We start from the raw sequence: 26,168 nt of genomic DNA on the forward strand, positions 1-26,168 counted from the left end.
CTCCGGAACGGTTCTTGACTGGTCATCAGGGCATGGACATCGATGTCCGCGCCCTCCGCTCCGGGACTCTACGGGCCCACCGCCCGGTTACCGGCCAGTCGGCCGAATTCCCTCCGTAGCAAACTGCGAGAAGGCGCGGGGAGCCGTGGAAAGCCGCCTCACCCCGGCCACACGATCGACTGCACCTCGCTGTAGGCGTGCAGCGCGTACGACCCGCAGTCCCGGCCGATCCCGCTGCGCCGGAAGCCCCCGAACGGCGCCTCCATGTTGCGGCCGACCGTGTTGACCCCGACTCCCCCGGCCCGCAGTCGCCGGGCCACGCGGAAGGCGCGGGCCACGTCGGAGGACCAGACGTAGTCGATGAGGCCGTAGTCGCTGTCGTTGGCGAGGGCGACTCCCTCGTCCTCGTCGTCGAAGGGCGTGACGGTCACGACCGGGCCGAAGATCTCCTCCCGGACCACCCGCAGGTCCGGGTGGCAGTCGGCGAGCAGGGTCGGGGGGACGTAGAAACCCCGGTCCGTCGCGGGCCGTTCACCGCCCACGACCACCGACGCGCCCTCCTTGCGGCCGAGTTCGACGTACGACTCGACCCGCTCCCGGTGCGCCGCCGAGATCACCGGCCCGACCACCGTCCCCGCCTCCCGCGGGTCTCCCACCGTCAACCGGTCGGCATAGGCGGCCAGTTGCTCGACGAGTCGGTCGTAGATCCCCCGCTGCGCCAGCACCCGTGTCGGCGCCGTGCAGATCTGGCCGCTGTAGAAGGAGAAGGTGGTCCCGATGCCCGCCACCGCCGACCCGAGATCGGCGTCCTCGAAGACGAGCGCCGCCCCCTTCCCGCCCAGTTCCATCAACTGCCGTTTCATGGACCGCCCGCACGCCTCTGCGATGCGCTGTCCGACGGCCGTGGAGCCGGTGAAGCTGACCATGTCGACGTCCGGTGAGTCGACGGCGGCCTCGCCGACCTCCACCGCGCGCCCGCCGACCACGTTCACCACCCCGCGCGGCACTCCGGCGGCCTCCAGCGCCTCGGCCATGCGGTAGACGGACAGGGGGTCCTGCGGGGCGGGCTTCACCACCACCGTGTTGCCCATGGCCAGCGCGGGGGCGATCTTGCCGGCGGGGTTGGCCCACGGGTTGTTGTACGAGGTGATGCAGGTGACGACCCCGACCGGCTGGCGCACGGCCAGCGCGCCCATCACGGCGGCCCTCCCCATCGGCCCGGCGTCGTTGACCTGGGGCGGGATCGCCCACTCGGTCGGCTCGACCTGCGCGTACCGCCGGAACCGGGCGGCCGCGACCCCGACCTGCATGCCCCGGGCCGTACCCGTGGTCGCCCCGGTCTCCGCCTGGGCGAGTTCCGCGTACGGCAGGAGGTGGGCGCGGATGAGGTCGGCGGCCCGGGCGAGGATCGCCGCCCGCTCCCCCGGCGCCGTGCGCGACCATGGCCCGAAGGCCTCGCGGGCCGCGGCGCAGGCCGCGTGCACCTGATCCCGCGAGGCCTCCGGGGCCCACCCGACGGTCTCCTCGGTGGCGGGGTCGACCACCGCGTAGTGCCCGCCGTCGGGTGCCACCCACTCCCCGCCGACGAACAGCCCCTGTTCCTCGGGCCGCGCACTCACTTCGTGCTCACCGTCCGCGTGTCCCGCCCGGACCGCAGCACCCGCCCCGGAACGGCCCCGCTCACCACGTCGTCCCGGATCGCCTCGACCCCGTTGACCCACACGGCCCGTATCCCGATCGCCTTGGAGTCGAGCCGTGGGCTGTCACCCGGCAGGTCGTGCACCAATGTGGCCGTGCCCGCGGCGATCTGCTCCGGGTCGAAGAGCACCAGGTCGGCATGGAAGCCCTCCTCGATGCGCCCGCGCTCGCGCAGCCCGAAGAGCTGAGCCGGGTCGTCGGTGAGCATCTTCACGGCCTGTTCCAGCGAGGTCAGTTTCCGGCCGCGCAGACAGTCCCCGAGGAAGCGGGTCGTGTACGGCGCCCCGCACATCCGGTCCAGATGGGCGCCCGCGTCGGACCCGCCGAGCAGCACGTCCTCGTGCTGCCAGGCCTCGGCGCGCATCGCCCAGGACGCCGGGTCGTTGTCGGTGGGCATGGGCCACAGGACCGTACGGAGGTCGTCGGCCGCGCAGATCTCGACGAGCGCGGCGAACGGCTCAAGGCCGCGCTCGGCCGCGATGTCCTCCACGACCCGCCCGCTGAGCCCGCGGTTCGCCTCGCTGTAGGTGTCGCCGATGACATACCGCCCGAAGTTGGTCAGGCGCCGGAAGACGCCGGCCTCCTTGGCCTGGGAGTGCCGGAGCAGTTCCTTCTGTACGTCGGGGTCGCGGAGCCGCTCGATCCGTTCGGGGACGGGCAGCGCGAGCACCGGGCCCCAGCCGGGGATGAGGTTCAGGGCGCAGAAGGTGCCGAGGGACATGTTCATCGGGGTGAGGATCGGCATGGTCAGCGCGACGACCCGGCCGCCCGCCTTCCGCGCCCGCTCACTGGCGAACAGCTGCCGCGGCACCCGTTCCGGGACGGCCGAGTCGATGGTCAGCACGTTCCAGTTGAGCGGCCGCCCCGCCGCCGCGCTCATCTCCACGAACAGCTCGATCTCGGCGTCGCTGAACTGGTCGAGGCATCCGGCCACGATCGCCTCGATCTGCGTCCCCTCGTGCTCCCCCACGGCCCGGGAGAGAGCGAGGAGTTCGGCGGGCAGGGCGTGCCGGGAGGCGACCGGTTTCCCGTCCCCGTCGGAGTGGGTGGAGGACTGGGTGGTGGAGAAACCCCAGGCACCGGCGTCCATGGCCTCGTGCAACAGCCTTACGATCTGGGCCAGTTGCTCCTCACTGGGCTGCCCGCCGACGGCGTCCGGCCCCATCACGTACCGTCGCAGCGCGCAATGCCCCACCATGAAACCGGCGTTGACCGCGATCCGCCCTTCGAGCGCGTCCAGGTACTCGCCGAAGGAGCTCCAGCTCCAGGGCGCCCCCTCCTCCAGCGCGACCAGCGACATCCCCTCCACCTTGGACATCATGCGGCGGGTGTAGTCGGCGTCCTCGGGCCGGGCCGGGTTCAGCGGCGCGAGCGTGAACCCGCAGTTCCCGGCGGCGACGGTGGTCACGCCGTGGTTGAGGGAGGGGGTGGCGTACGGGTCCCAGAACAGCTGGGCGTCGTAGTGCGTGTGCGGATCGACGAACCCGGGGGCGAGAACGAGCCCGGTGGCGTCCTCGGTGGAACGGGCTGCCTCGGTGACGTGCCCGACGACGGCGATCCGACCGTCACGGATACCGACGTCGGCAGTGAAGGCAGGCGCGCCGGTCCCATCGACAACGGCCGCACCTTTGATGACGTGATCGAGCATGGGGTTCACCTCCTGGGGCACAGGGGATCGACCTACCTAGGGGCGCGGGGCTGTTTTGATATGCGGCTCCGCCGCGTGGGCGCGACAAGCCCCCACACACGCCCGCAGCCGCCGTACGACCTCAGGCAGCCTCCCGGAACCGCGTGGTCCGATGCACAGGATCCGTGTCGATCTTCGGAATCACGTGCTCCCCGATCAGCCGGATCGTCTGAAGCGTCTCCTCCTTCGGCACTCCCACCGGCAACCCGAAGCTCAACTGGTCCGCCCCCGCCTGCTCCCACCGCTTGCACTGCCGGACCACCTCGTCCGGGTCCCCGCAGATCAGCAGCTCCTCCTCGATGAGGACCTCGACGAACTCCGCGGTGTACTCGGGCAGCGTCTCCGGCCACACCGGGAACCCCTCGGGCCGCGGGAAGGTGTCGTGGTAGCGGAAGACCAGCGAGGGCAGGTAGTGCAGGCCGCCGTTGACGGCGATCCGGATCGCCTCGTCATGCGTCGGCGCGCAGATCGCCGTCGTCGTCACCATCACGTTGTCGTTGACGAAGTCCCCGATCGGCTCGGCGTCCACCACGGCCGTCTTGTACTGCTCGAGGACCCACTCCATGTCGGAGACCTTCTGCACGCTGAAGCCCAGCACCCCGAGCCCCTTGCGGGCGGCCATCGCGTACGACGGCGGGGAGCCGGCGGCGTACCACATCGCGGGGTGCGACTTCCCGTACGGCTTGGGCAGGACCTTGCGCGGCGGCAGCTGCCAGTGCTTGCCCTGGAAGCCGGCGTACTCGTCCTGGAGCCACATCTTGGGGAACTCGGCGATGGTCTCTTCCCAGATCTCCTTGGTGTAGTTCATGTCGGTCACCCCGGGGATGAAGCCGAGGATCTCGTGCGATCCGGCCCCGCGGCCACTGCCGAACTCGAAGCGGTTCTCGGAGAGATGGTCGAGCATGGCGACCTTCTCGGCGACCTTCACGGGGTGGTTGACCTGGGCCAGCGGGTTGAAGATGCCGGAGCCGAGGTGGATGCGTTCCGTCGCGTGCGCCAGATAGCCCAGGAACACGTCGTTGGCGGAGAGGTGCGAGTACTCCTCCAGGAAGTGGTGCTCGGAGGCCCAGGCGTACTTGAAGCCGGACTTGTCCGCCTGGATGACGTACTCGGTCTCCTCCATCAGCGCCTTGTGCTCGGCCAGCGGGTCGGTCTCGGCGCGCTTGCCCACGTATCCCTGTACAAAGAGCCCGAATTCCAAGGAGGTTCACCGTCCCCAGTTGTTTCTGACAGGCCGTCAGATTTTAGATCTGCCGCGACTGTGGCACCGGCCGCACACAGGGTCAAGAGCTGATGGACTGTCAGATGACGGAGACCCCGGCCAGCCAGCCCCCGTCGATCACGAACGGCTGCCCGGTGATGTACGAGGAGTCGGCCGAGGTCAGGAACAGCGCCAGCGCCGCCACCTCCTGCGGACGGCCGATGCGGCTCAGCGGCACCAGCTTGCGGTAGAAGCGGTCGAGCCCCCGGGAGGCCTCCTCGCCGTCCGCCGACGGGTCCAGGACGGCCGGGTTGGACATCGCGGTGTCCACGGCCCCGGGGCACATGGCGTTGACCCTGATCCCGCGCGGCGCCAGCTCCAGGGCGGCGACCCTGGTGAGCCCGAGGACGGCGTGCTTGGAGGCGGCGTACGCACCCACGCCCGCCATGCCGGTCACCCCGGTGTAGGAGGCGGTGTTCACGATCGTGCCCCCGTCGGACAGGACCGGCCCCACGGTCTTCATGCCCAGGAAGCAGCCGACCTGGTTGACCTGCACCACCTGCATGAACTCCGCGAGAGGGGTGTCCAGCAGGGTGTTGAAGCGCAGGATCCCGGCGTTGTTGACCAGCCCGTCGACGCGCCCGTACTCCTCGACGGCGGACCGCACCGCCTGCTGCCAGTCTTCCTCCTGGCCCACGTCCAGGTGGACGTAGTGGGCGCCTATCTCGTCGGCGAGGGCCCGGCCCTGGTCGTCGAGGACATCCGCCACGACGACCGCGGCACCCTCCTCGCGGAACAGCCGGGCCTCCTGCTCCCCCTGTCCGCGTGCCGCTCCGGTGACCAGGACGACGCGTCCGTCGAGCTTGCCCATGGCGAACCCCTTCGCATCGGTGGAGTTCGCATCGTAGCGCCGAATCTGACGGAACGTCAGATAGCAAGTAACTCACGAGTAGGGACATTTGCCTCTGTGCACGGTCCGTGCCGCTCGCCAACAATCCTTCTGCGAAAGGTAAAGCAACCCTCAAGAACGGAGAACGGCGTGTCCCGCAGGAGACTCAGGAACAGGAAAGTCCGCTACGTGGCGATGGGTGCGGCTCTCGTCACGGGGGGCACCCTGGCTGCCATTCTGCTGCCGTCGGCGAACGCGGCCGAGGAGAAATCGGCGGCCGAGATCATGGATCTGTGCAAGAGGGCCAAGGTCCTTCAGGGAAAACAGCAGTCCATCGAGGACTTCGGGGGCCATCCCATCGCCGGTCCGAGCTTCGGTTCGGACAACTGCGATTTCGTGGAGACGAAGTTCGAGACCTTCGACGGCCCTGCCGAGAAGGCGTCGATCGACTTCCCCAACTGCGAGCCGAACGCGACCGATCCGGCCAAGGTCTCCATTGCATGGGAGTCCGAGGTGTCCCAGGGCAAGGGAAAGCAGATCACCACCGTGCAGGGCGGTTCGTTCGGTCTCTTCGGTGCCCTGAGCGGCGCCTGGTCGGTGCACCGGAGTTCCCTCGACATGACCACCAACACGGCGAGGGCCGGAAGCAAGGAAACCGTCGAGGTGCCGGTCGGCAAGGTCGCGCACATCCAGTTCACGCCGAAGTTGCAGCGCATGACCGGCGAGTGGCGGGTCCGCGTCGACGCCTTCCCCGGTGACTTCGCCAACAACCCGAGGCCCGAGCAGAACTTCGTCCTGCCCGACGTGGTCGAGGGCCCCAGCATGCTGCCCGGCGCCGCCGGCGCTCCCGGAGTGGTGGACGGCACGGCGAAGCCCGTCCTCGAGGACTGCTGACCCCTTCCCGCACCCCACCCCGTCTCACCCAACCCGCTCACCAGGAGAAACCCCTCATGTCCCGGAACAGCCGCTCCAGAAGCCACGGTCGCAGCAGCCGCAGGAAGCGCCTCGCGCTCATGGTCGGCGCCCCCGTGGTCGCCGTGGCCGCGGGCGTCACGCTGATCAACTCCGCCGGTGCCGCCACCCCGTCGGAGGTCTCGGCGGACTGCCGCGCCGACTCCGACAAACTGGAGAACTGCGAGTTCGTCGACGTCCAGTTCAAACAGAACAGCTTCGGTCCGAACGAGCGGGTCTCCCCCGTCTCGGACAACTGCGGAAACGCCACGACCACCACCAAGACCTTCAGCGTGAGCGCCTCGGTGACGCGCACCATCCAGCTGGAGGAGGGGTTCACCGTCGACAGCGGCATCAGGCTGGGAAACTCGGTCTTCGAGATCGGCGCCAAGTTCCAGACCGGGGAGATCAACATCACCCGGGACGACAAGAGGACCACCCTGGCCTTCGACCGGTCCGACATCGTACAGCCGGACAGCATGGGCTTCTTCATGTGGTCGCACAAGCGCACCGATGTGAGCGGATTCCTCAAGGCCACGTACAAGGAGCCGCAGGACGGCCAGACGGTGTTCTTCTCACCGAGCGAGGGTGCCGCCGACATTCACGTCTTCTATCCGCAGATCCTCAAGAACGGGACTCCGGACGGGCGGCTCTGGCTGCGCAATGTGAAATGCGGCACCACCGACGCGGCCAAACTCTCCGAAGCCTCCGGTGATTCCGCGCAGAACACGACAAGGGCGGTTCTGCCGGAGCCCGGATTCGGCCAGGGCGGCGCGAACGTCACCGACGTGGAGATCCCGCTCTCGGAGGTGACCGCTCCTTAGCGGTTCTCAGGTGCGAACCACGGGCGCGGCTCCCAGCCATCGCAGGACCGCGTCCGTGCTGCCGCGGGCGTGCAGCTTGGCGTAGATGTTGCTGAGGTTGTTGCGGATGGTCTTCTCGCTCAGGCTGAGCCGCAGCCCGATCTCCTGGGCGCCCAGGCCGGTCGACAGCAGCTCCATGACCTCGCGTTCACGCGGCGAGAGCAGCGCCCGCAGGCCTTCGGCGGAATCGCCCTGCTCGGGGGCGCGCCGGACGCCGTCGCGCACGGCGGCACAGGCGGAGGGCGAGAGATAGGTGTGTCCCACGGTCGCGCCGACGACGGCCGAGGAGAGCATGCAGGTGCAGTGGTCGCCCTCGACGAGGTAGCCCGCGCCGCGCCGGAAGACCTCGACGACGGTCTCCGTGTCCCGGTGCGGGCTGACCACGATCACCGGGGCGCCCGCACCGCCCAGCTCCGCGAGCGCGTGGAGCGGTTCGTCGCAGCGCAGGACGACGACGTCGGCCCCCGCCGGGACCAGGAAGGGCCGCTCCAGCTGGATGGCCCGGCCCACGTAGGGGTCGTCCTCGGCGGGCCAGCCCGCGTGCGGCCAGTCGCCGTCGGCGCAGGCCAGGGCCACGGTCAGCCGGGTGAAGCCGTGCAGGGGGGAGGCGGGGCCGGAAGCGTGGGGCGAGCTGTGGGGGGAGTTGCCGGAGGTGCGCACTTACGGTCCTTCCGCCGGAGCCGTCACATCCGTACCTCACTGGATACGCGGCCCGGCGGGGAGGTGTTCAAGCTTTCAATGACGAACCCACCTCGGTGCCGAACTCCTCTATCTGGTCGAGGAGTTCGGCGGGGCTCCGGCTGCGGAAGCGGACCTGGATCTGGTCCACGCCCATCGCGCGGTAGGCCCGCAGCGACTCCGCGAGTTCACCGGGGGCGCCGCTGAGCGTGCGGCGGCCGACGTCCCACGTGGGGGTGCCGACGTAGAGCGGCTCGGCGATGGCCCCGACGGTGAACGGTCCCTCCAGGCCCGCCTCCTGCCGCAGCCGCCGTATCCGCTCGATCTGCGCGGGCAGCTTGTCCCGGGGGTCGCCCTGGGGCAGCCAGCCGTCGCCCCTGAGGGCGGCCCGGCGTACGGCGGCCGGGGAGGAGCCCCCGACCCACAGCGGGACATGGGGCTGGGCGGGGCGGGGGCGCTGGCCGAGTCCCTCGAAGTCGTAGAGCTTGCCGTGGTGTTCGGGGAACTCCTCGGGCCCGAGGGCGCTGCGCAGGGCGTCGATCGACTCGTCGAGGACGGCTCCGCGGTGGGCGAAGTCGACGCCGAGCGCCTCGAACTCCTCCTGGACGTGGCCCGCGCCGACCCCGAGGACGAGCCGTCCGCCGCTGAGGTGGTCGAGGGTGGCGTACTGCTTGGCGGTGAGCAGGGGATGCCGCAGCCCCACCACCGCCACGTGGCTGAGCAGCCGGGCCCGTTCGGTCACGGCCGCCAGGAAGGCGAGGGTGGCGACCGGGTCGTACCAGATCGTGCTCATCGCGGGGGCGAGGCGGCGGGGGATCGCCACGTGGTCGCAGGCGGCGATGTAGTCGAATCCGGCGCGGTCCGCGGCGCGGGCGATCCCGGCGAGGTCGGCGGGGGTCGCTTCAGCTTCCCAGGGCTCGGCGTAGATCGTGCTCTGGGACTGGATCGGGAGCTGGATGCCGTATCTCATGCACCGCTCCACAGCCCCTCGGGGGTGAGCCCGAGCAGTTCGATGGCGTTGCCGCGGACGATCCGTTCCACCACGTCCGGGTCCAGGTGCCCCATCTGGGCCTCGCCGACCTCGCGGGACTTGGGCCAGGTGGAGTCGGAGTGGGGGTAGTCGGTCTCGTAGAGGACGTTGCCGACGCCGATCGCGTCGAGGTTCTTCAGGCCGAACGCGTCGTCGAAGAAGCAGCCGTAGACGTGGTCCGTGAAGAGTTCGGACGGCGGGCGGTGGACCTTGTCGGCGACGCCGCCCCAGGCGCGGTTCTCCTCCCACACCACGTCGGCGCGCTCCAGGATGTAGGGGATCCAGCCGATCTGGCCCTCGGCGTACATGACCTTGAGGTTCGGGAAGCGTTCGAACTTGCCGCTCATCAGCCAGTCGACCATCGAGAAGCAGCAGTTGGCGAAGGTGATGGTGGAGCCGACCGCCGGCGGGGCGTCGGCGGAGGTGGAGGGCATCCGGCTGCTGGAGCCGATGTGCATCGCGACGACCGTGCCGGTCTCGTCGCAGGCGGCGAGGAAGGGGTCCCAGGCGTCGGTGTGGACGGAGGGCAGGCCCAGGTGCGGGGGTATCTCGGAGAAGGCGACGGCCCGTACGCCCCGGGCGGCGTTGCGGCGGACCTCGGCGGCGGCCAGCTCGGCGTCCCACAGCGGGATCAGGGTCAGGGGGATCAGGCGGCCCTCGGCCTGCGGGCCGCACCACTCCTCCACCATCCAGTCGTTGTACGCCCGCACGCACAGCAGGCCGAGGTCGTGGTCCTTGGCCTCGGTGAAGGTCTGGCCGCAGAAGCGGGGGAAGGTGGGGAAGCAGAGGGCCGACTGGACGTGGTTGACGTCCATGTCGGCGAGGCGGGCGGGGACGTCGTAGGAGCCGGGGCGCATCTGCTCGTAGGTGATGACCTCCAGCTTGATCTCGTCCCTGCTGTAGCCGACCGCGGTGTCGAGGCGGGTGAGCGGTCGGCGCAGGTCCTCGTAGATCCACCAGTCGCCCAGGGGGCCGTCGTCACCGGGGGCGCCCATGACGGGCTTGAAGCGGCCGCCGAGGAAGGACATCTCCTTCAGCGGGGCGCGGACCGTGCGGGGGCCGGTGTCCAGGTACTTCTTCGGGAGCCGGTTCTGCCAGACGTCGGAGGGCTCCACGGTGTGGTCGTCGACGGAGATGATCTTCGGAAGTGCCGTCGTGGTCTCCATGGCGCCCACGGTAGCGCCGATCTGACGGTCCGTCAGCTCTGTGTGCGGCGGCCGACGACTCCGGTTCCCCTCGTGAACGGAAGCGGAGAGAAGGTAAGGGGGTTGTGATATCACCGCGCGGCCCCCTGTGATCACGCTCTCCACAGCTGACGCGACCACGGTTCACAAGGCAGACTGACGGGGTTGTAGACAGGCCCTAGGGGGACGGCGATGGACGGTGAACCGAGGGTGCCCGAGCAGCGGCGTCCCGGCGCCTCGGCGGAGGGCGGGAAGGACGCGGGGTCTTCGGCGGGGGTCGCGGTGGAGGCGGGCAGCGCGAGGCCGGCCGTCCAGGCCGATGCCACCGCCGGCGTTCCGCCGCTGCGGTTCTCCGTGCTCGGGCCCGTGCGGGCCCGGCGGGGTGGGGAGTTGCTGAGCACCGGGTCGCCGCAGCAGCGCGCCCTGCTGGCCGCCCTGTTGCTGCGGGAGGGCCGTACCGCCACCGCCGCCGAGTTGATCGACGCGCTGTGGGGCGAGGAGTCGCCGTCGCAGGCGCTGGCCGCCGTGCGGACGTACGCCTCGCGGCTCCGCAAGATCCTCGACCCCGGCATCCTGGTCAGCGAGTCCGGCGGTTACGCGATCCGCGGGCTCGGCGAGGACGCGCTGGACCTGGCCGCCGCCCAGGAACTCGCCACCGAGGCCGAGAAGGCCAGGAACACCGGCGACCTGTGCCACGCGCGGGAGGTCCTGAGCCGGGCGCTGGCCCTGTGGAACGGCGAGGTGCTGGCAGGCGTACCGGGCCCGTACGCCGAGGCACAGCGCGTACGGCTGGAGGAGTGGCGGCTGCAACTCCTCGAATCCCGCCTCGACATGGACCTGGAGCAGGGCTGCCACGCCGAGGCCGTCTCCGAACTGACCGCCCTCACCGCCGAGCACCCCCTGCGCGAGCGGTTCAGGGAACTCCTCATGCTCGCCCTGTACCGCAGCGGCCGTCAGGCGGAGGCCCTCGCGGTCTACGCCGACACCCGCCGCCTGCTCGCCGACGAGCTCGGCGTCGACCCCCGCCCCGGCCTGCGCGAACTCCAGCAGCGCATCCTCCAGGCCGACCCCGGCCTCGCGGAGCCCTCCTCCCCGCAGCCCGAACCGGCCGCGGCCCCCGTCCGCCCCGCGCAACTGCCGGCGACCGTCCCGGACTTCACGGGCCGCGCCGCCTTCGTCACCGAACTGAGCGAGGTCCTCGCCTCCGGTGCCGAGGGCCGCGTGATGGCGGTGTCCGCCCTGGCCGGCATCGGTGGCGTCGGCAAGACCACGCTGGCCGTGCACGTGGCCCACCAGGCCCGTGCGGCCTTCCCCGACGGACAGCTCTACGTCGACCTCCAGGGTGCCGGCTCCCGCGCCGCCGACCCCGAGACGGTCCTCGGCGCGTTCCTCAGAGCCCTCGGCACCGCCGACTCCGCGATGCCCGACTCCCTGGAGGAACGGGCCGCCCTGTACCGCTCGGTCCTCGACGGCCGCCGGGTCCTCGTCCTGCTCGACAACGCGCGCGACGCGGCCCAGATACGGCCCCTGCTGCCCGGCACCGAGGGCTGCGCCGCCCTGGTGACCTCCCGTGTGCGGATGGTCGACCTCGCCGGGGCGCACCTGGTCGACCTGGACGTGATGTCCCCCGACGAGGCACTCCAGCTGTTCACCAGGATCGTCGGCGAGGAGCGGGTCGCCGCCGAACGCGAGGCCGCCCTCGACGTGGTCGCCGCCTGCGGCTTCCTCCCGCTCGCCATCCGCATCGCGGCCTCCCGCCTCGCCTCCCGCCGCACCTGGACGGTGTCCGTCCTCGCCGCGAAGCTCGCCGACGAGCGCCGCCGCCTGGACGAACTCCAGGCAGGCGACCTCGCCGTCAAGGCCACCTTCGAGCTCGGCTACGGCCAGCTGGAGCCCGCCCAGGCGCGCGCCTTCCGCCTGCTCGGCCTCGCCGACGGCCCGGACATCTCGCTGGCCGCGGCGGCCGCCGTACTCGATCTGCCCGTCGAGGACACCGAGGACCTGCTGGAGTCCCTGGTCGACACCTCGCTGCTGGAGTCGGCGGCGCCCGGCCGGTACCGGTTCCACGACCTCGTACGGCTCTACGCGCGCGCGTGCGCCGAACGCGACGAGTGGCCGCCCAGCGAGCGGGAGGCCGCCCTGTCCCGGCTGCTGGACTTCTACCTCGCGACCGCGGCGGCCGTGTACGCCATCGAGCGGCCCGGCGACCGGCTGGTGGAGCACCTGGAGGAGATCCACTACCCCGGGCTGACCTTCGCGGACCGCCACACCGCCCAGGACTGGCTGTACGCCGAGGCCAACGCGCTGCTCGCCTTCGTGCAGCAGTGCGCGCAGGGGGCGTTGCTGCGGCGCGCGGTGGACTTGCTGTGGGTGGCCAAGGACCTGGCCGAGTCGGGGGCCAACGCGAAGCAGTACGAGACCGCCGCCGTCGCCCTGCGGGACGCGGCCGACGCGGCGAACGACCCGCGCACCCGCGCGCGGGCGCTCACCACGCTGACCAACGTCCACCTCGTCGCCGGCCGCTTCGAGCAGGCCGACGCCGAGGCCCGGCTGGCCATGGAGCTCGCCCGCGCGGCCGGCGACCTGGCGCCGAGCTGCTGGGCCGCCAACGACCGCGGCATCATCGCCCTCTACCAGGGGCGGCACGCGGAGGGCGAGGCCTGCCTGAAGGAGGCCATCGAGAGCTTCCGGCTCGACCGGAACCTCGCGGGCGAGGCCAGCGCGCTGTGCAACCTCTCGCGCATCCACCTGGCCATGGGGCAGAGCACCAGCGCCGTGGAGCTGGCCCAGCAGGGCATCGTGATCTACGACCGGCTCGGGCACACGCTGCGGGGCGCGAACGGCCGGTACGCGCTGGGTCTCGCGCTCACCGGGCAGCGGCGGCTGGAGGCCGCGGTGGACCGGCTCACGGAGGCGCTGGAGGTCTTCCGCGACAGCCGGCAGCGGCTGTGGGAGGGCATGACGCTGTTCCGGCTCGCCGAGGCGCACCTCGCCGGCAACCGGCCCGCGCAGACCGCCGCCCTGACCGAACAGGCCCTCGCGGTCCTGCGGGGCATCGGCGGGGAGTGGCGGCGCGGCAACGTGCTGACGGTCCTCGGCCGCGCCCTCAGCAGCCTCGGCCAGCCCGGCCGGGCCCAGGCCTGCTGGCAGGAGGCGCTCACCATCTTCGAGCAGCTGGGCTCGCCGGAGGCCGCGGACGTACGGCTCCTGCTCGCGCCGTCGGCCACCGTGTAGGGCGTGGGGGCATCGGGCGGAACGACGTTCATCGTTCGTTTATCGCCGCCCGGCAGACTCGTCCCCGTCGATCCGTCGCGTCGGGGGGCAGACGGGTCAGCGGTGGTCGCCATCGCTAGGGTTACCGACCCTGACACGGCCGCCCGGCGACCCTCGGGGGAGTCGCCGGGCGGCGTGGCCCATCATCGAAACGGGAGAGTCACCACCCATGAGTGAAACCGCGAAGAAGGACGGCCCCGTCAAGCCGCTCGACAACCACGCCACGGGGACCGAGGACACGGTCAAGCCGCTCGACAACCACGCCACGGGCGCCGAGAAGGTCGTCACCCTGGCCGCCGGCACGACGGACGGCACGGTCAAGCCGCTCGACAACCACGCCACGGACGAGAAGGCCTGACCAGGACTTCTCCTCGCACGGGGATCGGCCGCGGCGGCGCGGAGGGGGAGCCGCCGCGGCCGAGGCGTGTCCGGGGGCGGCGCGTCTCGCGCCAGACCGTCCCGCGCCACGCGGGGGGCCATCCGGTCCGGTGAGCCCTTCGACCCGGGAGCACATGGCCCTCCCCTCCACGGTCGCAATCGCTAGGGTTGGCTCATGACCGCACTGCCCGACTGGATGCGCCCGCCACGCGCGGAAGGCTGGTTCGCGGAGGACCTGGACCGCCTCCCCGAGGCACCCCGCCACACCGAGCTCATCGACGGAGCCCTCGTCTTCATGATGTCGCCCCAGAGGTGGTGGCACGGCCACCTCGTCACCATGCTGACCGTCGCCCTCATGGAGCAGGTTCCGGCCGATGCCAGGGTCGGCCGCGAGATGACCATCAAGCTCGACCCGCGCAACCGCCCCGAGCCCGACCTTCTGGTGACCACGGCCGACTACGACGCCGACCGCACCTGGTTCACTCCGGAAGAGGTGCGGCTTGTCGTCGAGGTCGTCTCCCCCGAGTCGGCGCATCGCGACCGAACGGTGAAGCTCCGCAAGTACGCGGAGGCCGGCATCCCGCATTACTGGTGCATCGAGGACGAGAACGGCGCGCCCGTGGTCCACGTCTACGAGCTCGACGGACCCACACGGACGTACGCGCCGGCCGGAATCTTCCGGGGCACCCTCCAGCGCCCGGTGCCTTTCGGGATCAATCTGGACCTCGACAAGCTCACACCGCCCCGCAACAGCTGAAAGGCAGCTGGAGCAGTCAGAGTAGCGATCGGGCTCAGAACCCCCGCAGCTCCCCCTTCACCACCTTCCCGCTCGCGTTCCTCGGGAGTTGCGGTACGAACTCCACCGTTCTCGGGACCTTGTAGTTCGCCATCTCGCGGCGGGCCCAGGCGATCAGGTCGTCGGCGGTCAGGGTCGAGGTCGGGCGGCGGACGACGTACGCCTTGCCGACCTCGCCGAGGCGGGGGTCCGGGACGCCGATGACCGCCACGTCGGCCACCGCCGGGTGCAGGCCGAGGAGTTGCTCGATCTCCGCCGGGTACGCGTTGAAGCCGCCGACGATGAACATGTCCTTCAGGCGGTCGGTGATGCGGAGGTTCCCCGAGGCGTCCAGGACGCCCACGTCCCCCGTGCGCAGCCAGCCGTCCTCCGTGACCGCCTCCGCGGTGGCCGCCTCGTCCTCGAAGTAGCCGCGCATCACGTTGAAGCCCCGGACCAGGATCTCGCCGGGCTGCCCGGGCGGTGCCTCGACGCGGACCTCCGTGCCGGGGATGGCCCGGCCCGACGTCGACGCGATCACCGGCAGCGGGTCGCCGCGGCGGCACATCGTGACGATGCCGCTGGCCTCCGAGAGGCCGTAGGCGGTCAGGACCGTCTCCACGCCCAGTTCGCCGTGCAGTTGCTCGACCAGCCGGAGCGGGACCACCGCCGCGCCCGTCACCACCAGGCGCAGGGCGGAGAGGTCGTGGGAGTCGCGTGCGGGGTGGTCCAGGAGGGACTGGTGGAGGGTGGGCGGGCCGGGCAGGACCGAGACGCGTTCCGCCGCGATGTTCGCCAGCACGGTGTCCACATTGAAGACAGGCTGCGGGATCATCGTCGCCCCGCGCATCAGGCACGCGATCACCCCGGCCTTGTAACCGAAGGTGTGGAAGAAGGGGTTGACGATCAGGTAGCGGTCGCCCTGCCGCAGCCCGGCCAGTTCGCACCAGACGTCGTACGCCCGCAGCGTCTGCTCGTGGGTGATCACCGCGCCCTTGGAGCGGCCGGTCGTCCCGGACGTGAAGACGATGTCCGAGGGCCAGGACCCCTCGACGGCGGCGGCACGCGCCCGCACCTGCGCCTCCCCCACCCCGTCCCCGCTCGCCAGGAACTCCTTCCAGGTGCGGAAGTCCGCGGGGGCGTCGTCCGAGAGCACCACCACCTGGTCCAGCGACGGCAGCCCCGGGCCGTCCGCGATCGCCCGGCGCAGGGAGGCCACGTAGGAGGTGCCGAGGAAGGTGCCGGTGACGAACAGCAGGCGGGCTCCGCTGCGGCGCAGGACGTCCGCGGCCTCGGTGCCCTTGAAGCGGGTGTTGAGGGGCACCAGGACCGCTCCCGCCGACACCGCGCCCAGCGCCGAGACCATCCAGTCGAGCGAGTTGGGCGCCCAGACGGCCACCCGGTCGCCGGGCCGCACGTCGTTCGCGAGGCACGCGGCCGCCGCGCGCTCCACGCGGACCCCCAACTCGCCGTACGTGACGCGGTTGCGGCCCTCCACGACCGCTTCCGCGGAGCCGTACCGCCGCGCCGCCCACTGGACCAGTTCCGGGATGCTGCGCCACTCCACATCGGCCTCCCCGAAAGCGGAAACGCATTAGCTGACTACCCGTCAGATTAGCTGTAGCCTGACGGGCTGTCAGCAGGCCTCACAGGTGCGGAGGTGCGGAGGTGCGTGCAGCGTGACCCTCAAGGACGCCACGGCGATCGTGGGCATCGGACGGACCCGGTTCGCGAAGAATCTCGCCGAGGACGAGAGGACCCTGGCCTGCCGGGCCGTTCTCGCCGCGCTCGACGACGCCGGGATCGCCCCGGGCGAGGTCGACGCCCTCGCCTCGTACACCATGGAGGAGACCGACGAGGTCGAGCTCGCCAAGGCCGTCGGCTTCGGCGACCTCACCTTCTTCAGCAAGGTCGGTTACGGCGGCGGCGGTTCGTGCGCGACGGTCGCCCATCTCGCGGCGGCCATCGCGAGCGGCCAGGCCACGGTCGGGGTGGCCTGGCGCTCCCGCAAGCGTGGCTCCGGGCCGCGTCCCTGGACCAACACCGCCGTTCAACTCCCCACCCCGGCCCAGTGGACGAGACCCTTCGGGCTGCTGCGGCCCGCCGACGAGATAGCCATGCTCACCCGCCGCTACATGCACGAGTACGGCGCGACCCGCGACCACCTCTTCAACGTCGCCCTTGCCTGCCGCAACCGCGCCAACCAGAACCCCGCCGCGATCATGTACGACCGTCCCCTGACCCGCGAGATGTACATGACCTCCCGCTGGATCAGCGAACCCCTGTGCCTCTTCGACAACTGCCTGGAGACGGACGGGGCGTTGGCGTGCGTGGTCGTCAGCAGGGAGCGTGCCCGGGACTGCCCGCGGACCCCGGTCTACGTCCACTCCGCCGCCCAGGGCCTGCCCGCCCAGCACCACGGCATGGTCAACTACTGGAACGACGACCCGCTCACCGGACCCGCCTGGACGGCCGCCCGGCACCTGTGGAAGAACGCCGACTTCACACCGCAGGACGTCGACGTGGCCCAGATCTACGACGCGTTCACCTCTCTCGTCCCGCTGTCCCTGGAGGGGTACGGCTTCTGCGGCCGCGGCGAGGGCGGCGCCTTCACGGAGGGCGGCGCCCTGGAGATCGGCGGGCGGCTGCCGATCAACACCGGCGGGGGCGGGCTGTCGGAGGCCTACGTGCACGGCTTCAACCTCATCGACGAGGGCGTACGGCAGCTGCGCGGGACCAGCACCGCCCAGGTGCCGGACGCCGCGACCTGCCTCGTCACCGCCGGCGAGGGCGTCCCCACCTCCGCCCTGCTGCTGACCAACAGGAGCTGACATGCTCGAACCGGTGAAGGACCCCACGGGCGCCCCCTTCTGGGAATACGCCGAGCGGGGTGAACTCCGCGTCCAGGCCTGCGCCGACTGCGGCGAACTCCGCTTCCCGCCCCGCCCCTGCTGCCCGCACTGCCAGTCCTTCGAGCAGGAGTGGCGCCCCGTCTCCGGCCGCGGCCGCGTCTGGTCCTACGTCGTCCCGCACCCACCCCTGCTGCCCGACTACGCGGCGCAGGCGCCGTACAACGTCGTCGTGGTCGAACTGGAGGAGGCACCCCGGATCCGGCTGATCGGCAACCTGGTCCGGGCCGCCGGCGCCCCGCTCAACTCCCTTGACCCGGACCGCATCCGGATCGGCGCCCGCGTGCAGGTGGTCTTCGCGGACGGGCTCCCGCAGTGGGTGCTCGCGTGAGCGGCCTGCGGGTCACCGCCGACAAGGACACCGGCGTCGCCGTCGTCACCCTCGACCGGCCGCAGCGGCTCAACGCCATCGACCTCCCCCTGCGGGACGAACTCATCTCCACGTGGAGGGAGTTGCGGTTCGACGACTCCGTGCGGACCGTGGTGCTGACCGGGGCCGGGGAGCGGGCCTTCTGTACGGGGCTCGACCGGGACGCGGAGGTGCCGCAGCCGAACTCGCCCTATATGACCGACGATCCGCTGCTGAACGTCGGGCCGAAGTCCAACGACCTGTGGAAGCCGGTCGTCGCCGCCGTCAACGGGATGGCCTGCGGGGGCGCCTTCTATCTGCTCGGCGAGTGCGACTTCCTCGTCGCCGACCCGGCCGCGACCTTCTTCGACCCGCACACCACCTACGGCATGGTCTCCGCCTACGAGTCGGTGCTGATGGCGCAGCTCATGCCGCACGGGGAGGCCGCGCGGACGGCGCTCATGGGGACGGCGGAACGGCTCTCCGCGGCGCGCGCCCACGCCATCGGGCTCGTCACCGAACTCACCGAGCCGGGTGGGGCGTTGGCAGCCGCGACCGCCGCCGCCGAGGTCATCGCCGGGTATCCGCCGGAAGGGGTGCAGGGCACGGTCCGCGCGCTCTGGGCGGCCAAGGAGGCCGCCGTGCAGCGGGGCTTCGCGCAGGCCCCGCACCTCATCGCGCTCGGGAACCTGCCGCCGGACCGGCAGTCCGGACTGTTCCGTTCCCGACAGCCCGGATTCCGATTGCGTTAGCAATGTCGATGCACTGTACAGGCGTATGCTCGCCCCATGGTTGAACATCGCACGGTCGACGTGAACGGCATACGGCTGCACATCGCCGAGGAGGGCGAGGGACCGCTCGTCGTGCTGCTGCACGGCTTCCCGGAGTCCTGGCACTCCTGGCGCCACCAGTTCGCCCCGCTGGCCGCGGCCGGCTTCCGGGTGGTCGCGCCCGACCAGCGCGGATACGGCGCCGGCGACCACCCCGAGGACGTGTCGGCGTACAGCATCCTGCACCTGGTCGGCGATGTCGTCGGGCTGGTCCACGCACTGGGCGAGGAGCGGGCCTTCGTGGTCGGGCACGACTGGGGCGCGCCGGTGGCCTGGCACACCGCGCTGCTGCGGCCGGACGTGGTGCGCGGGGTCGCAGGACTGAGCGTGCCGCCGCCGTTCCGCGGGGACCGACCGCCGCTGGAGGTCATGCGGGAGCGGTTCGACGGGCACTTCTACTGGAACTACTTCGCCGAGCCCGGCCCGGCCGACGCCGAGTTCGGCAAGGACCCGCGCGCGGCCCTGCGCAGGCTGCTGTACGGCGCCTCGGGCGACGCCCCCGACGCGGGCCGCTACGAACAGGCCCTGGTGACCGACCTGGACCGCGGCTGGCTCGCCGACATGCCCGACCCCGGGACGCTCCCCGACTGGCTCACCGAGCAGGACCTCGACGAACTCGCCGCGAGCTACACCCAGGGCTTCACCGGCGCCCTGAACTGGTACCGCAACCTTGACCGCAACTGGGAACTGACGGCCCCTTGGCACGGCGCCCGGGTCACCCCGCCGGCCCTGTACGTCTACGGCGACCGGGACCTGGTCCCGGCCTTCCCGGGCACGCCGGAACTGATCGAGCAGCTCCCGCGGCTGATGCCGAACCTGGTCCGGGACCCCGTCCGGCTGAAGGGCTGCGGCCACTGGACCCAGCAGGAGCGGCCGGACGAGGTCAACGAGCTGCTGGTGGAGTTCCTGACGGGGCTCCGGGACTGACGGTCAGGAGACCCTGTCGGCCTCGGGTTCGACCTGGCAGTGGTCGAGGTGGGTGAGGAGCGCGGCGCTCGCCTTCACCCGGACGGTCTCCGTGCCCTTCGCGGGCACCGTGACTTCCGGGTACTCGACCGACAGCAGGTGGCCGTCCTTGTCGTCGAAGGAGAAGGAGACCTTGAAGGTGCTCGCACGGCTGTTGGGGTTGGTGACCTCGGCCGTCGCGTACGGGTCGGTCCTCGTCGCACACTTCACCAGGCGCGCGGAACCGTCCCTCAGCACCCTGGTCCGGCTCGACGAACCGCCGCCGCCGCTTCCGCCACTGGTGCTGTAGCTGTCGTGGTCCTGGCGGGAGCTGCTGCACCCGCCCCCGCCGTCACTGTCGCTGTGACTGCTCTTGTGCCGCCCGCTGCTGTGGTGCCGCCCGCTGGAGAACCCCGTCAGCGCGAGCACCACCGCCGCCATGACCGCTGCGAACCTGAGAACACGCCCCCGTGAATGCATGCGATCACTCTAATGGGGGCCACTGACAGCACGCGGCCACCGGCGTCCCGCCCAGGTCACCCGGCCCGCTCAGGTCGCCCTGGCCGTCCCCGTCCCCTTCTCCGCGTCCAGCGCGTACACGCAGCGGTCCTTGCTGCACGCGTACACCACGCCGTCCCTGACAACCGGTGAGCCGGTGATCTCGCCGCCGGTCGCCAGCTTCCAGCGCAGTCGGCCGTCGTCGGCCTTCAGGGTGTAGAGCAGGTGGTCGGTCGAGCCGAAGTGGATGCGGCCCTCGGCCACCGCGGGCGCCCCCACGATGTCGCCGCCCGCCTGGAACCGCCACTTGGGTGTACCGGTGACCGCGTCGAGGGTGTAGAGGCCCTTGCCGCTGCCCACGTGCACATGGCCGCCCGCCACCAGCACCGGTTCGACCGAGGCGCGGGCCTCGGTCGCGATGCGCCAGCGGTCCCGGCCGTCGACCGCGTCGAGGGCGTACACCGTGCCGAGGTAGTCGGCGAGGTAGACCCCGCCGCCGGTGACCGCGGCGCCCGGCACGAAGGTGGGCGGGCACAGGAAGGCCGCCGGGGCCTCGAAGTGCCAGCGGACCCGGCCGGTGGTTACCTCGAGGGCCATGACCCGGGTCCCGGCCGAGACGTACACGTATCCGTCGTGGGCCTGCGTCACCCGGACCGGCACCCCGCCGCAGGAGGCCGCGTCGCCGATGGGGAACGCCCAGCGCTCCTTGCCGTCGCGGGCGTCCAGGGCGCGCAGCCGGCCCTCCTGCCAGACGTAGACCGTGCCCTCGTGGAGGGCGGGGCCGGCCTCCGGGGACTCGAAGTCGGTCTGGCAGCCGCCGATCTCCCAGAGCTTGCGCCCGTTGGAGGCCTCCCAGCCCTGGACGCCACCGCCGCGGGTGCCGGTGACGACGGTGCCGTGCTCGGCCTTGAGGGAGTACACCCAGGCGTCGGTGCCGATCCGCCACTGGTCGGCGCCCTCCCGGGCGTCGAGGGCGAACAGGGTGGGGCCGTCGGAGGCGTGGATACGGCCGTCCGCGACCGCCATGGACCAGGCCACGTCCCGGGTCTTGAAGCGGCGGCGGCCGGTGGCGACATCGAGGGCGTGCACCTCGAAGGAGGTGACGTAGACGAGGTCGCCGGCCACCGCCGGGGTTCCCCACACGTCGTTCGACATGCGGAAGCGCCAGGGGCGCCAGCCGGCCGCGGACTCCGGCGGCGCGGGCGGCGGGGACGGTACGGCGGGGCCCACGGCCGCGTCCGTGCCGTTGACGCCGGGGCGCGGCCGGGACCAGGAGGCGACCAGGCCGAACTCCGGCGGGGGCGCCTTCACGGCGGCGGCGCGGGCGTCGGCGACCCGCGGGCCCGGCCCGATGGGCACCTGCGCGCCGGCCAGCCGCACGGGCCCGGTGTCGGGGGCGCCGACGGGCACGGGCGCGGGCGGCACCGGGTCGTAGGAGGGCGGCGGCGGTACGACCGCGGGGCGGCCGCCCCCGCTGCGGGAACCGCCGGTCTGGGTGGGCGCCGGGCGGCCGCCGCGCCGGGACTCGATGAGGGCCACGGCCTTCTCGGGCAGCCACGCCGACGCCGTACCGCTGTCGTCGGAGCCGGAGCCGAAGAGGTGGGGTGCCAGCTGGGCCTGGAGGTCGGCCGGGTTGGGGCGGGCGGTGGCCTCCATCTGCATGCAGGACTCGATGAGCGGGCGCAGCTCGTCCGGGAGGCCTTCGAGGTCGGGGCCCTCGCGGAGCAGCATGAAGACCGTCTCGACCGGGTTGGCGCCGTGGAAGGGCGGGTGGCCGGTGGCGGCGAAGACCAGCATGGAGCCGAGTGAGAACACGTCGCTGGCGCCGGTGACGCTGCGGGAGTCCTTGGCCTGCTCGGGGGACATGTAGGCGGGGGTGCCGACGGCGACGTTCGTCATCGTCAAACGGGTGTTCGAAACGCCGGACGCGATACCGAAGTCGATGACCCGGGGGCCGTCCTCCACGACGAGGACGTTGGAGGGCTTGAGGTCGCGGTGGACCAGTCCGGCGCCGTGGATGGACTGGAGGGCCTCGGCGACGCCCGCCGCGAACCAGCGCACCGCCTGGGCCGGGAGCGGCCCGCACTCGTTCACTATCTCCTCGAGGGAGGGGGCGGGGACGTACGCGGTGGCCAGCCACGGCACGGCCGCGCGCGGGTCGGCGTCGACCACGGCCGCCGTGTAGAAGCCGGAGACCGCCCGGGCCGCCTCCACCTCGCGGGTGAAGCGGACCCGGAAGAGCTGGTCCTCGGCGAGCTCCGTACGGACGGTCTTGATCGCCACCCGCCGGCCCGAAGCCGAGCGCGCGAGATAGACCAGCCCCATGCCGCCGGCACCCAGCCGCCCCAGCACCTCGAACGGCCCGATCCTGCGCGGATCGTGCTGCGTCAGCTGATCCACCACTCTGCCTGCCACCTCCCCGTACAAGCCGCGCCACCCACATATGTACGCGACCCTGTGCAGCGTCTCACCACCGCACCGCCATGGCGGCACGCAACCCTGATTCTTCCTGGCCGGAGGCCTGGTGGCGAACCCGGGGTCAAATGGGGTGTCTCATATCAAACCGGTATCTTCTACCGCTCCGTCCGCTCCAGAACGGCGAACGACGCCCCTTGATTGTCGGTGACGACCGCCACTTTCCCGTACGACGTCTCGAATGGCGGCGCCTGGACCCGCCCCCCGAGCCGGCCGACCGTCCCGAGCACCGCCTCGCAGTCCTCCACCTGGAAGTGGACGAGGAAATGGGGCGGCATCTCGGCGGGGAACACGTCGGCGACGGGGGCGCGGCCGAAGTCGGGGTGGGCGTCCGGGCCGAAGAGGGCGTCGTGGAAGAGGCCGCCGTAGAAGGTGTTGGCGGCCTCGGTGTCCCGGGCGTACAGCTCCGCCCAGGCGAAGGTGCCGGGCCGGTGCCGGACCCCGAAACCCTGGTGACTGCCGGGCTCCCAGAGCGCGAACACGGCCCCCTCCGGGTCGGTGACCAGCGCGGACATGCCCAGCTCCGCGACCGGCACGGGGGCGGTGACGACCTGTCCGCCGGCCGCCCAGATCCGGTCGGCGAGGGCCTCGATGTCCGGGGTGGCGAAGTAGACCGTCCACACGGTGGGCATCCGGCCGTCGGTCTTGCGGGCGAGCCCGGCGACCGGTTCGCCGTCGCGCAGGGCCCATACCGAGCCGCCGGGCGCCTCCTCGAAGGTCCACCCGAAGAGCTCACCGTAGAACCGCTGCCCGGCGGCCACGTCGGGCAGCTGCGCGTCCACCCAGCAGGGGACGCCCTCCCCGTAACCCGTTCCGTCTGCGGATGCCCTGTTTTCGGCCATACCGTCAAAGTAACGGCGACGCACGCACCCCGCAGGACCAGGCACACCCGTCTCCCGGACCCCCCGCACCCCATTTGCAGTCGGCCGAATCGCGCTCCGATCACCCCTCGGTAAGCTGACGGCATGACAGGACAAGTGCGTACCGTCGACGGCCGTGTGGCCGGTCGGCGTGGGCAGGCGACCCGGCAGAAGCTGCTCGACTGCCTCAGCGAGATGCTCAGCTCCTCCCCTTACCGGGACGTCAAAGTCATCGATGTCGCCCGGAAGGCGGGCACTTCGCCCGCGACCTTCTACCAGTACTTCCCGGACGTCGAAGGCGCCGTCCTGGAGATCGCCGAGCAAATGGCGACCGAGGGCGGCCAGTTGACCGAGCTGCTCGAAGGCCGGTCATGGGTCGGCAAGGCGGGATGGCAGACCGCGCAGGAACTCGTGGAGGGCTTCCTCGAGTTCTGGCGCAGGAACGACGCGATCCTGCGCGTGGTCGACCTCGGTGCCGCCGAGGGCGACAAGCGGTTCTACAAGATCCGCATGAAGATCCTCAACTCGGTGAACAACTCCCTCTCGGACGCGGTCGCCGAGCTCCAGTCCAAGGGCAAGGTCGACAAGGACGTCAACCCGGCCGCGGTGGCGGGTTCCCTGGTCGCGATGCTCGCGGCGGTGGCCTCGCACCAGAAGGGCTTCCAGACATGGGGCGTCAAGCAGGCTGAACTCAAGCCGAACCTGGCATTGTTGGTGCACCTGGGCGTCACCGGGAAGAAGCCGACGAAGTAGCTCGACGAAATAGTTCGACTCCTCTTACCGGTCTCAAGTCCTGTCAGGCAGGCGGCTGTTCACTCGGGTGGACGGCCGCCTGTCGTGCGTACGATCCGGAAGAGCCGTATCTCCCGCTCCACCCGCGCCTGATAGGTGGCGTACGGCGGCCAGAACGCCAGCGCGGTCTTCCACACGGCCGCCCGCTCCTCCCCCGTCAGCAGGGTCGCCCGCACCGGGATGTCCGCGCCCTTCCAGCTGACCTCGGCGTCGGGGTGGGCGAGGAGGTTGGCGGTCCAGGCGGGGTGGCCCTCGCGGCCGAAGTTGGAGCCGATGAGGATCCAGGTGCGGTCCTTCTCCTCGGGCATGCAGGCGAGCGGGGTCCGCCGGGGCAGCCCGCTGCGCGCGCCCGTCGAGGTGAGGATCACACCGGGCAGCATCTGGGCGCTGAGCAGGACCTTTCCCCGGGTGAGCCGGTGCACGGCCCGGTCCAGCGCGGGAATCACATGGGGGGCCACCTTGGCGAAGCCGCGCGTGGACGACACCTTCTGGACGATCCGTTCCCCGATCACACCGACACCTCTGTTCGTTCGAAGAGCCGTGCCGCGTCGGCGGCGTGCGCCCGCAGCCGGTGCGCGGGTCCGAAGAGCAGATCGTCTCCGGTCGCCCGCTTGAAGTACAGATGGGCTTCGTGTTCCCAGGTGAATCCGATGCCGCCATGCAGCTGGATACCCTCGGCGGCTGCGGTGCGCAGCGCCTCCAGGGCCTGGGCGAGGGCGAGAGCGCCGACCCGCTGCTCGCCCTGTCCGACGGCCCAGGCGGCGTAGTAGGCGGCCGAGCGGGCCGCCTGGAGCTGCACGTACACATCGGCGAGCCGGTGCTTCACGGCCTGGAAGGACCCGATCGCCCGCCCGAACTGCTCCCGCTGCCCCACGTACTCGACGGTCCGCTCCAGCGCCCGGTCGGCGGCCCCGACGGCCTCGCAGGCGAGCACGGCGGCGACGGCGTCACCGACGCGGGCCAGCACACCGAGCACGTCGGCCTCCTCATCCCATCCCAGCAACTCGGCCTCCACATCCCGTAGTTGGATGCACGCCCGGGGCCGGGTGGCATCGAGGGCGGTCTGCCGGGTGCGGACGAGTCCGGGGGCGTCACCGGGAACCAGGAAGAGCAGGGTGCGGGACCGGGCGAACCCACCGGCGTGCGCGGCGACGACGAGAAGACCGGCGGTATGCCCGTCGAGCACCTGATCGACCTGGCCGTAGAGCCGCCAGGCGGACCGCGGGGCGGCGGCTCGGGGGGCCGCGGGGGGCGTGGAGGATGTGGAGGCTGCGGCCGCCGGGGCGTCTCGCGAGCCGGCGGGAGCGGAGGCTCTCGGCGGGCGCTGCGCAGCCCCCGTGTCGGGACCCTCGCCACGTACGAGCCGTGCCTGCACTCCCCCCGCGCGGCCCCCTCCCGCCCACTCCCCCTCGTTGCCGCAGGTGAGGGCGAGGGCTGTGGCCGGTGGGGCGGCGAGGGTGGCGGTCAGGGCGCCGGAGGCGATGCGGGGGAGCAGGTCCGCTCGCTGGTCCTCCGTGCCCAGGGCCAGCAGCAGCGGGGCGGCGAGGACGGCCGTCGCCAGCAGCGGCGAGGGCGCCAGCACCCGGCCCGTCTCCTCGCAGGCCAGCGCCAGTTCGGTCGCCGAACAGCCCACACCGCCGTACTCCTCGGGCAGGGCCAGTCCCGGCAGCCCCAGCCGGCCGGCGAGGGCCGCCCACAGGTCCGGGTCGTGGCCGGCCGGGGTGTCGACCGCCCCACGCAGCTCCCGCGGCCCGCAGCGCCTGCGCAGCAGGTCCCGCAACGCGCCCCGGATCTCGTCCTGTTCGGCGGTGAAGCGAGCGTCCATGGCTCTTCCTCTTCCCTCCGGATCTGACGGTCCGTCATATTAGGAGCGCCCGCACCAGTTGCCCAGAGGCAGGAGGCC

At 71.6% G+C, this 26,168-nt stretch carries 23 protein-coding genes; 10 read left to right on the forward strand and 13 right to left on the reverse strand.

Annotated features, from left to right (window positions below; translation table 11 throughout):
• Positions 1–158 precede the first annotated feature (158 nt).
• From IF54_RS0112715 to IF54_RS0112730, 4 genes are all read right to left on the reverse strand, one after another.
• Positions 159–1,619, reverse strand: coding sequence for an aldehyde dehydrogenase family protein (locus IF54_RS0112715; protein WP_030317716.1), 1,461 nt, complete (start codon positions 1,617–1,619; stop codon positions 159–161).
• On the reverse strand, positions 1,616–3,346 hold the full coding sequence (locus IF54_RS0112720; protein WP_030317718.1) for an N-acyl-D-amino-acid deacylase family protein: 1,731 nt from the start codon (positions 3,344–3,346) through the stop codon (positions 1,616–1,618). Before IF54_RS0112720 ends, IF54_RS0112715 begins: the two co-directional genes overlap by 4 nt.
• A 121-nt stretch (positions 3,347–3,467) precedes the next feature.
• Entirely contained in the window at positions 3,468–4,586 is a 1,119-nt protein-coding gene (locus IF54_RS0112725) for an LLM class flavin-dependent oxidoreductase (protein WP_078851951.1), read from the reverse strand.
• Between the two features lie 100 nt (positions 4,587–4,686).
• Complete coding sequence (locus tag IF54_RS0112730) at positions 4,687–5,457, reverse strand: SDR family NAD(P)-dependent oxidoreductase (RefSeq protein ID WP_030317721.1); 771 nt, start codon at positions 5,455–5,457, stop codon at positions 4,687–4,689.
• Between the two features lie 213 nt (positions 5,458–5,670).
• Here IF54_RS0112730 and IF54_RS0112735 point away from each other — a divergent pair, with 213 nt between their 5' ends.
• Together IF54_RS0112735 and IF54_RS0112740 are read left to right on the forward strand one after the other, a co-directional pair.
• Positions 5,671–6,369 (forward strand): hypothetical protein, encoded by a 699-nt coding sequence (locus IF54_RS0112735; RefSeq protein WP_199821209.1) that lies wholly within the window; start codon positions 5,671–5,673, stop codon positions 6,367–6,369.
• A gap of 56 nt (positions 6,370–6,425) precedes the next feature.
• Positions 6,426–7,250 (forward strand): hypothetical protein, encoded by an 825-nt coding sequence (locus tag IF54_RS0112740; protein WP_030317725.1) that lies wholly within the window; start codon positions 6,426–6,428, stop codon positions 7,248–7,250.
• Positions 7,251–7,256: 6 nt separating this feature from the next.
• Here IF54_RS0112740 and IF54_RS0112745 read toward each other — a convergent pair whose 3' ends face one another.
• The 3 genes from IF54_RS0112745 to IF54_RS0112755 all read right to left on the reverse strand — a co-directional run bounded on the left by IF54_RS0112745 (position 7,257) and on the right by IF54_RS0112755 (position 10,163).
• Positions 7,257–7,949 (reverse strand): response regulator transcription factor, encoded by a 693-nt coding sequence (locus IF54_RS0112745; protein WP_078851952.1) that lies wholly within the window; start codon positions 7,947–7,949, stop codon positions 7,257–7,259.
• Positions 7,950–8,016: 67 nt separating this feature from the next.
• The gene (locus IF54_RS0112750; protein WP_030317730.1) at positions 8,017–8,937 is read right to left on the reverse strand and encodes an LLM class F420-dependent oxidoreductase; all 921 of its coding nucleotides are present in this window, start codon (positions 8,935–8,937) and stop codon (positions 8,017–8,019) included.
• Positions 8,934–10,163 (reverse strand): amidohydrolase family protein, encoded by a 1,230-nt coding sequence (locus IF54_RS0112755; RefSeq protein WP_030317732.1) that lies wholly within the window; start codon positions 10,161–10,163, stop codon positions 8,934–8,936. The genes IF54_RS0112750 and IF54_RS0112755 overlap by 4 nt, the downstream gene beginning before the upstream one ends.
• A gap of 210 nt (positions 10,164–10,373) precedes the next feature.
• Between IF54_RS0112755 and IF54_RS0112760 the strand changes: the two genes are divergently transcribed.
• From IF54_RS0112760 to IF54_RS0112770, 3 genes are all read left to right on the forward strand, one after another.
• The gene (locus IF54_RS0112760) at positions 10,374–13,415 is read left to right on the forward strand and encodes an AfsR/SARP family transcriptional regulator (RefSeq protein ID WP_030317734.1); all 3,042 of its coding nucleotides are present in this window, start codon (positions 10,374–10,376) and stop codon (positions 13,413–13,415) included.
• Positions 13,416–13,623: 208 nt separating this feature from the next.
• Positions 13,624–13,812, forward strand: a complete 189-nt coding sequence (locus IF54_RS0112765) for a hypothetical protein (protein ID WP_030317736.1) — start codon at positions 13,624–13,626, stop codon at positions 13,810–13,812.
• A 195-nt stretch (positions 13,813–14,007) separates the two neighbouring features.
• Positions 14,008–14,589 carry a Uma2 family endonuclease gene (locus tag IF54_RS0112770; RefSeq protein WP_030317737.1) on the forward strand — a complete coding sequence of 194 codons (582 nt, stop codon included), beginning with the start codon at positions 14,008–14,010 and terminating at the stop codon, positions 14,587–14,589.
• A gap of 34 nt (positions 14,590–14,623) precedes the next feature.
• Here the strand turns inward: IF54_RS0112770 and IF54_RS0112775 are convergent, their stop codons facing one another.
• Positions 14,624–16,174 carry a FadD3 family acyl-CoA ligase gene (locus IF54_RS0112775; protein ID WP_030317740.1) on the reverse strand — a complete coding sequence of 517 codons (1,551 nt, stop codon included), beginning with the start codon at positions 16,172–16,174 and terminating at the stop codon, positions 14,624–14,626.
• Between the two features lie 112 nt (positions 16,175–16,286).
• Here IF54_RS0112775 and IF54_RS0112780 point away from each other — a divergent pair, with 112 nt between their 5' ends.
• Genes IF54_RS0112780 through IF54_RS0112795 form a run of 4 tightly spaced genes read left to right on the forward strand, consistent with a single transcriptional unit; the run spans position 16,287 to position 19,622 of the window.
• Positions 16,287–17,438: a lipid-transfer protein gene (locus IF54_RS0112780; protein ID WP_030317742.1), complete on the forward strand. Its 1,152-nt coding sequence runs from the start codon at positions 16,287–16,289 to the stop codon at positions 17,436–17,438.
• Position 17,439: 1 nt separating this feature from the next.
• Positions 17,440–17,847, forward strand: a complete 408-nt coding sequence (locus IF54_RS0112785; RefSeq protein WP_030317743.1) for a Zn-ribbon domain-containing OB-fold protein — start codon at positions 17,440–17,442, stop codon at positions 17,845–17,847.
• Entirely contained in the window at positions 17,844–18,617 is a 774-nt protein-coding gene (locus IF54_RS0112790) for an enoyl-CoA hydratase/isomerase family protein (RefSeq protein WP_234438970.1), read from the forward strand. Before IF54_RS0112785 ends, IF54_RS0112790 begins: the two co-directional genes overlap by 4 nt.
• A 36-nt stretch (positions 18,618–18,653) precedes the next feature.
• On the forward strand, positions 18,654–19,622 hold the full coding sequence (locus IF54_RS0112795; protein WP_030317745.1) for an alpha/beta fold hydrolase: 969 nt from the start codon (positions 18,654–18,656) through the stop codon (positions 19,620–19,622).
• A 3-nt stretch (positions 19,623–19,625) separates the two neighbouring features.
• Here the strand turns inward: IF54_RS0112795 and IF54_RS0112800 are convergent, their stop codons facing one another.
• The 3 genes from IF54_RS0112800 to IF54_RS0112810 all read right to left on the reverse strand — a co-directional run bounded on the left by IF54_RS0112800 (position 19,626) and on the right by IF54_RS0112810 (position 23,455).
• Positions 19,626–20,120, reverse strand: coding sequence for a hypothetical protein (locus IF54_RS0112800; RefSeq protein ID WP_030317746.1), 495 nt, complete (start codon positions 20,118–20,120; stop codon positions 19,626–19,628).
• Between the two features lie 69 nt (positions 20,121–20,189).
• Positions 20,190–22,541 (reverse strand): PQQ-binding-like beta-propeller repeat protein, encoded by a 2,352-nt coding sequence (locus IF54_RS0112805; protein ID WP_030317747.1) that lies wholly within the window; start codon positions 22,539–22,541, stop codon positions 20,190–20,192.
• Between the two features lie 170 nt (positions 22,542–22,711).
• A complete protein-coding gene (locus tag IF54_RS0112810; protein WP_078851953.1) occupies positions 22,712–23,455 on the reverse strand; it encodes a VOC family protein in 744 nt (247 codons plus the stop codon).
• 135 nt (positions 23,456–23,590) lie between these two features.
• Here IF54_RS0112810 and IF54_RS0112815 point away from each other — a divergent pair, with 135 nt between their 5' ends.
• Entirely contained in the window at positions 23,591–24,226 is a 636-nt protein-coding gene (locus IF54_RS0112815; protein ID WP_020137688.1) for a TetR family transcriptional regulator, read from the forward strand.
• 59 nt (positions 24,227–24,285) lie between these two features.
• Here the strand turns inward: IF54_RS0112815 and IF54_RS0112820 are convergent, their stop codons facing one another.
• Positions 24,286–24,777 (reverse strand): nitroreductase/quinone reductase family protein, encoded by a 492-nt coding sequence (locus tag IF54_RS0112820; protein WP_030317749.1) that lies wholly within the window; start codon positions 24,775–24,777, stop codon positions 24,286–24,288.
• Positions 24,774–26,090, reverse strand: a complete 1,317-nt coding sequence (locus IF54_RS0112825) for an acyl-CoA dehydrogenase family protein (RefSeq protein WP_030317751.1) — start codon at positions 26,088–26,090, stop codon at positions 24,774–24,776. Before IF54_RS0112825 ends, IF54_RS0112820 begins: the two co-directional genes overlap by 4 nt.
• Positions 26,091–26,168: the final 78 nt, after the last annotated feature.

The sequence above is a fragment of the Streptomyces sp. NRRL B-3229 genome (assembly GCF_000719505.1).
GTDB classification, from domain to species: domain Bacteria; phylum Actinomycetota; class Actinomycetes; order Streptomycetales; family Streptomycetaceae; genus Streptomyces; species Streptomyces griseorubiginosus.

Bases quoted from the DNA above. Each gene is read 5' to 3' on its own strand.
- IF54_RS0112755 (WP_030317732.1), bottom strand. From the start codon at position 10,163: ATGGAGACCACGACGGCACTTCCGAAGATCATCTCCGTCGACGACCAC.
- IF54_RS0112740 (WP_030317725.1), top strand. From the start codon at position 6,426: ATGTCCCGGAACAGCCGCTCCAGAAGCCACGGTCGCAGCAGCCGCAGG.
- IF54_RS0112750 (WP_030317730.1), bottom strand. From the start codon at position 8,937: ATGAGATACGGCATCCAGCTCCCGATCCAGTCCCAGAGCACGATCTAC.
- IF54_RS0112770 (WP_030317737.1), top strand. From the start codon at position 14,008: ATGACCGCACTGCCCGACTGGATGCGCCCGCCACGCGCGGAAGGCTGG.
- IF54_RS0112825 (WP_030317751.1), bottom strand. From the start codon at position 26,090: ATGGACGCTCGCTTCACCGCCGAACAGGACGAGATCCGGGGCGCGTTG.
- IF54_RS0112800 (WP_030317746.1), bottom strand. From the start codon at position 20,120: ATGCATTCACGGGGGCGTGTTCTCAGGTTCGCAGCGGTCATGGCGGCG.
- IF54_RS0112730 (WP_030317721.1), bottom strand. From the start codon at position 5,457: ATGGGCAAGCTCGACGGACGCGTCGTCCTGGTCACCGGAGCGGCACGC.
- IF54_RS0112785 (WP_030317743.1), top strand. From the start codon at position 17,440: ATGCTCGAACCGGTGAAGGACCCCACGGGCGCCCCCTTCTGGGAATAC.
- IF54_RS0112720 (WP_030317718.1), bottom strand. From the start codon at position 3,346: ATGCTCGATCACGTCATCAAAGGTGCGGCCGTTGTCGATGGGACCGGC.
- IF54_RS0112810 (WP_078851953.1), bottom strand. From the start codon at position 23,455: ATGGCCGAAAACAGGGCATCCGCAGACGGAACGGGTTACGGGGAGGGC.
- IF54_RS0112795 (WP_030317745.1), top strand. From the start codon at position 18,654: ATGGTTGAACATCGCACGGTCGACGTGAACGGCATACGGCTGCACATC.
- IF54_RS0112735 (WP_199821209.1), top strand. From the start codon at position 5,671: ATGGGTGCGGCTCTCGTCACGGGGGGCACCCTGGCTGCCATTCTGCTG.
- IF54_RS0112760 (WP_030317734.1), top strand. From the start codon at position 10,374: ATGGACGGTGAACCGAGGGTGCCCGAGCAGCGGCGTCCCGGCGCCTCG.
- IF54_RS0112765 (WP_030317736.1), top strand. From the start codon at position 13,624: ATGAGTGAAACCGCGAAGAAGGACGGCCCCGTCAAGCCGCTCGACAAC.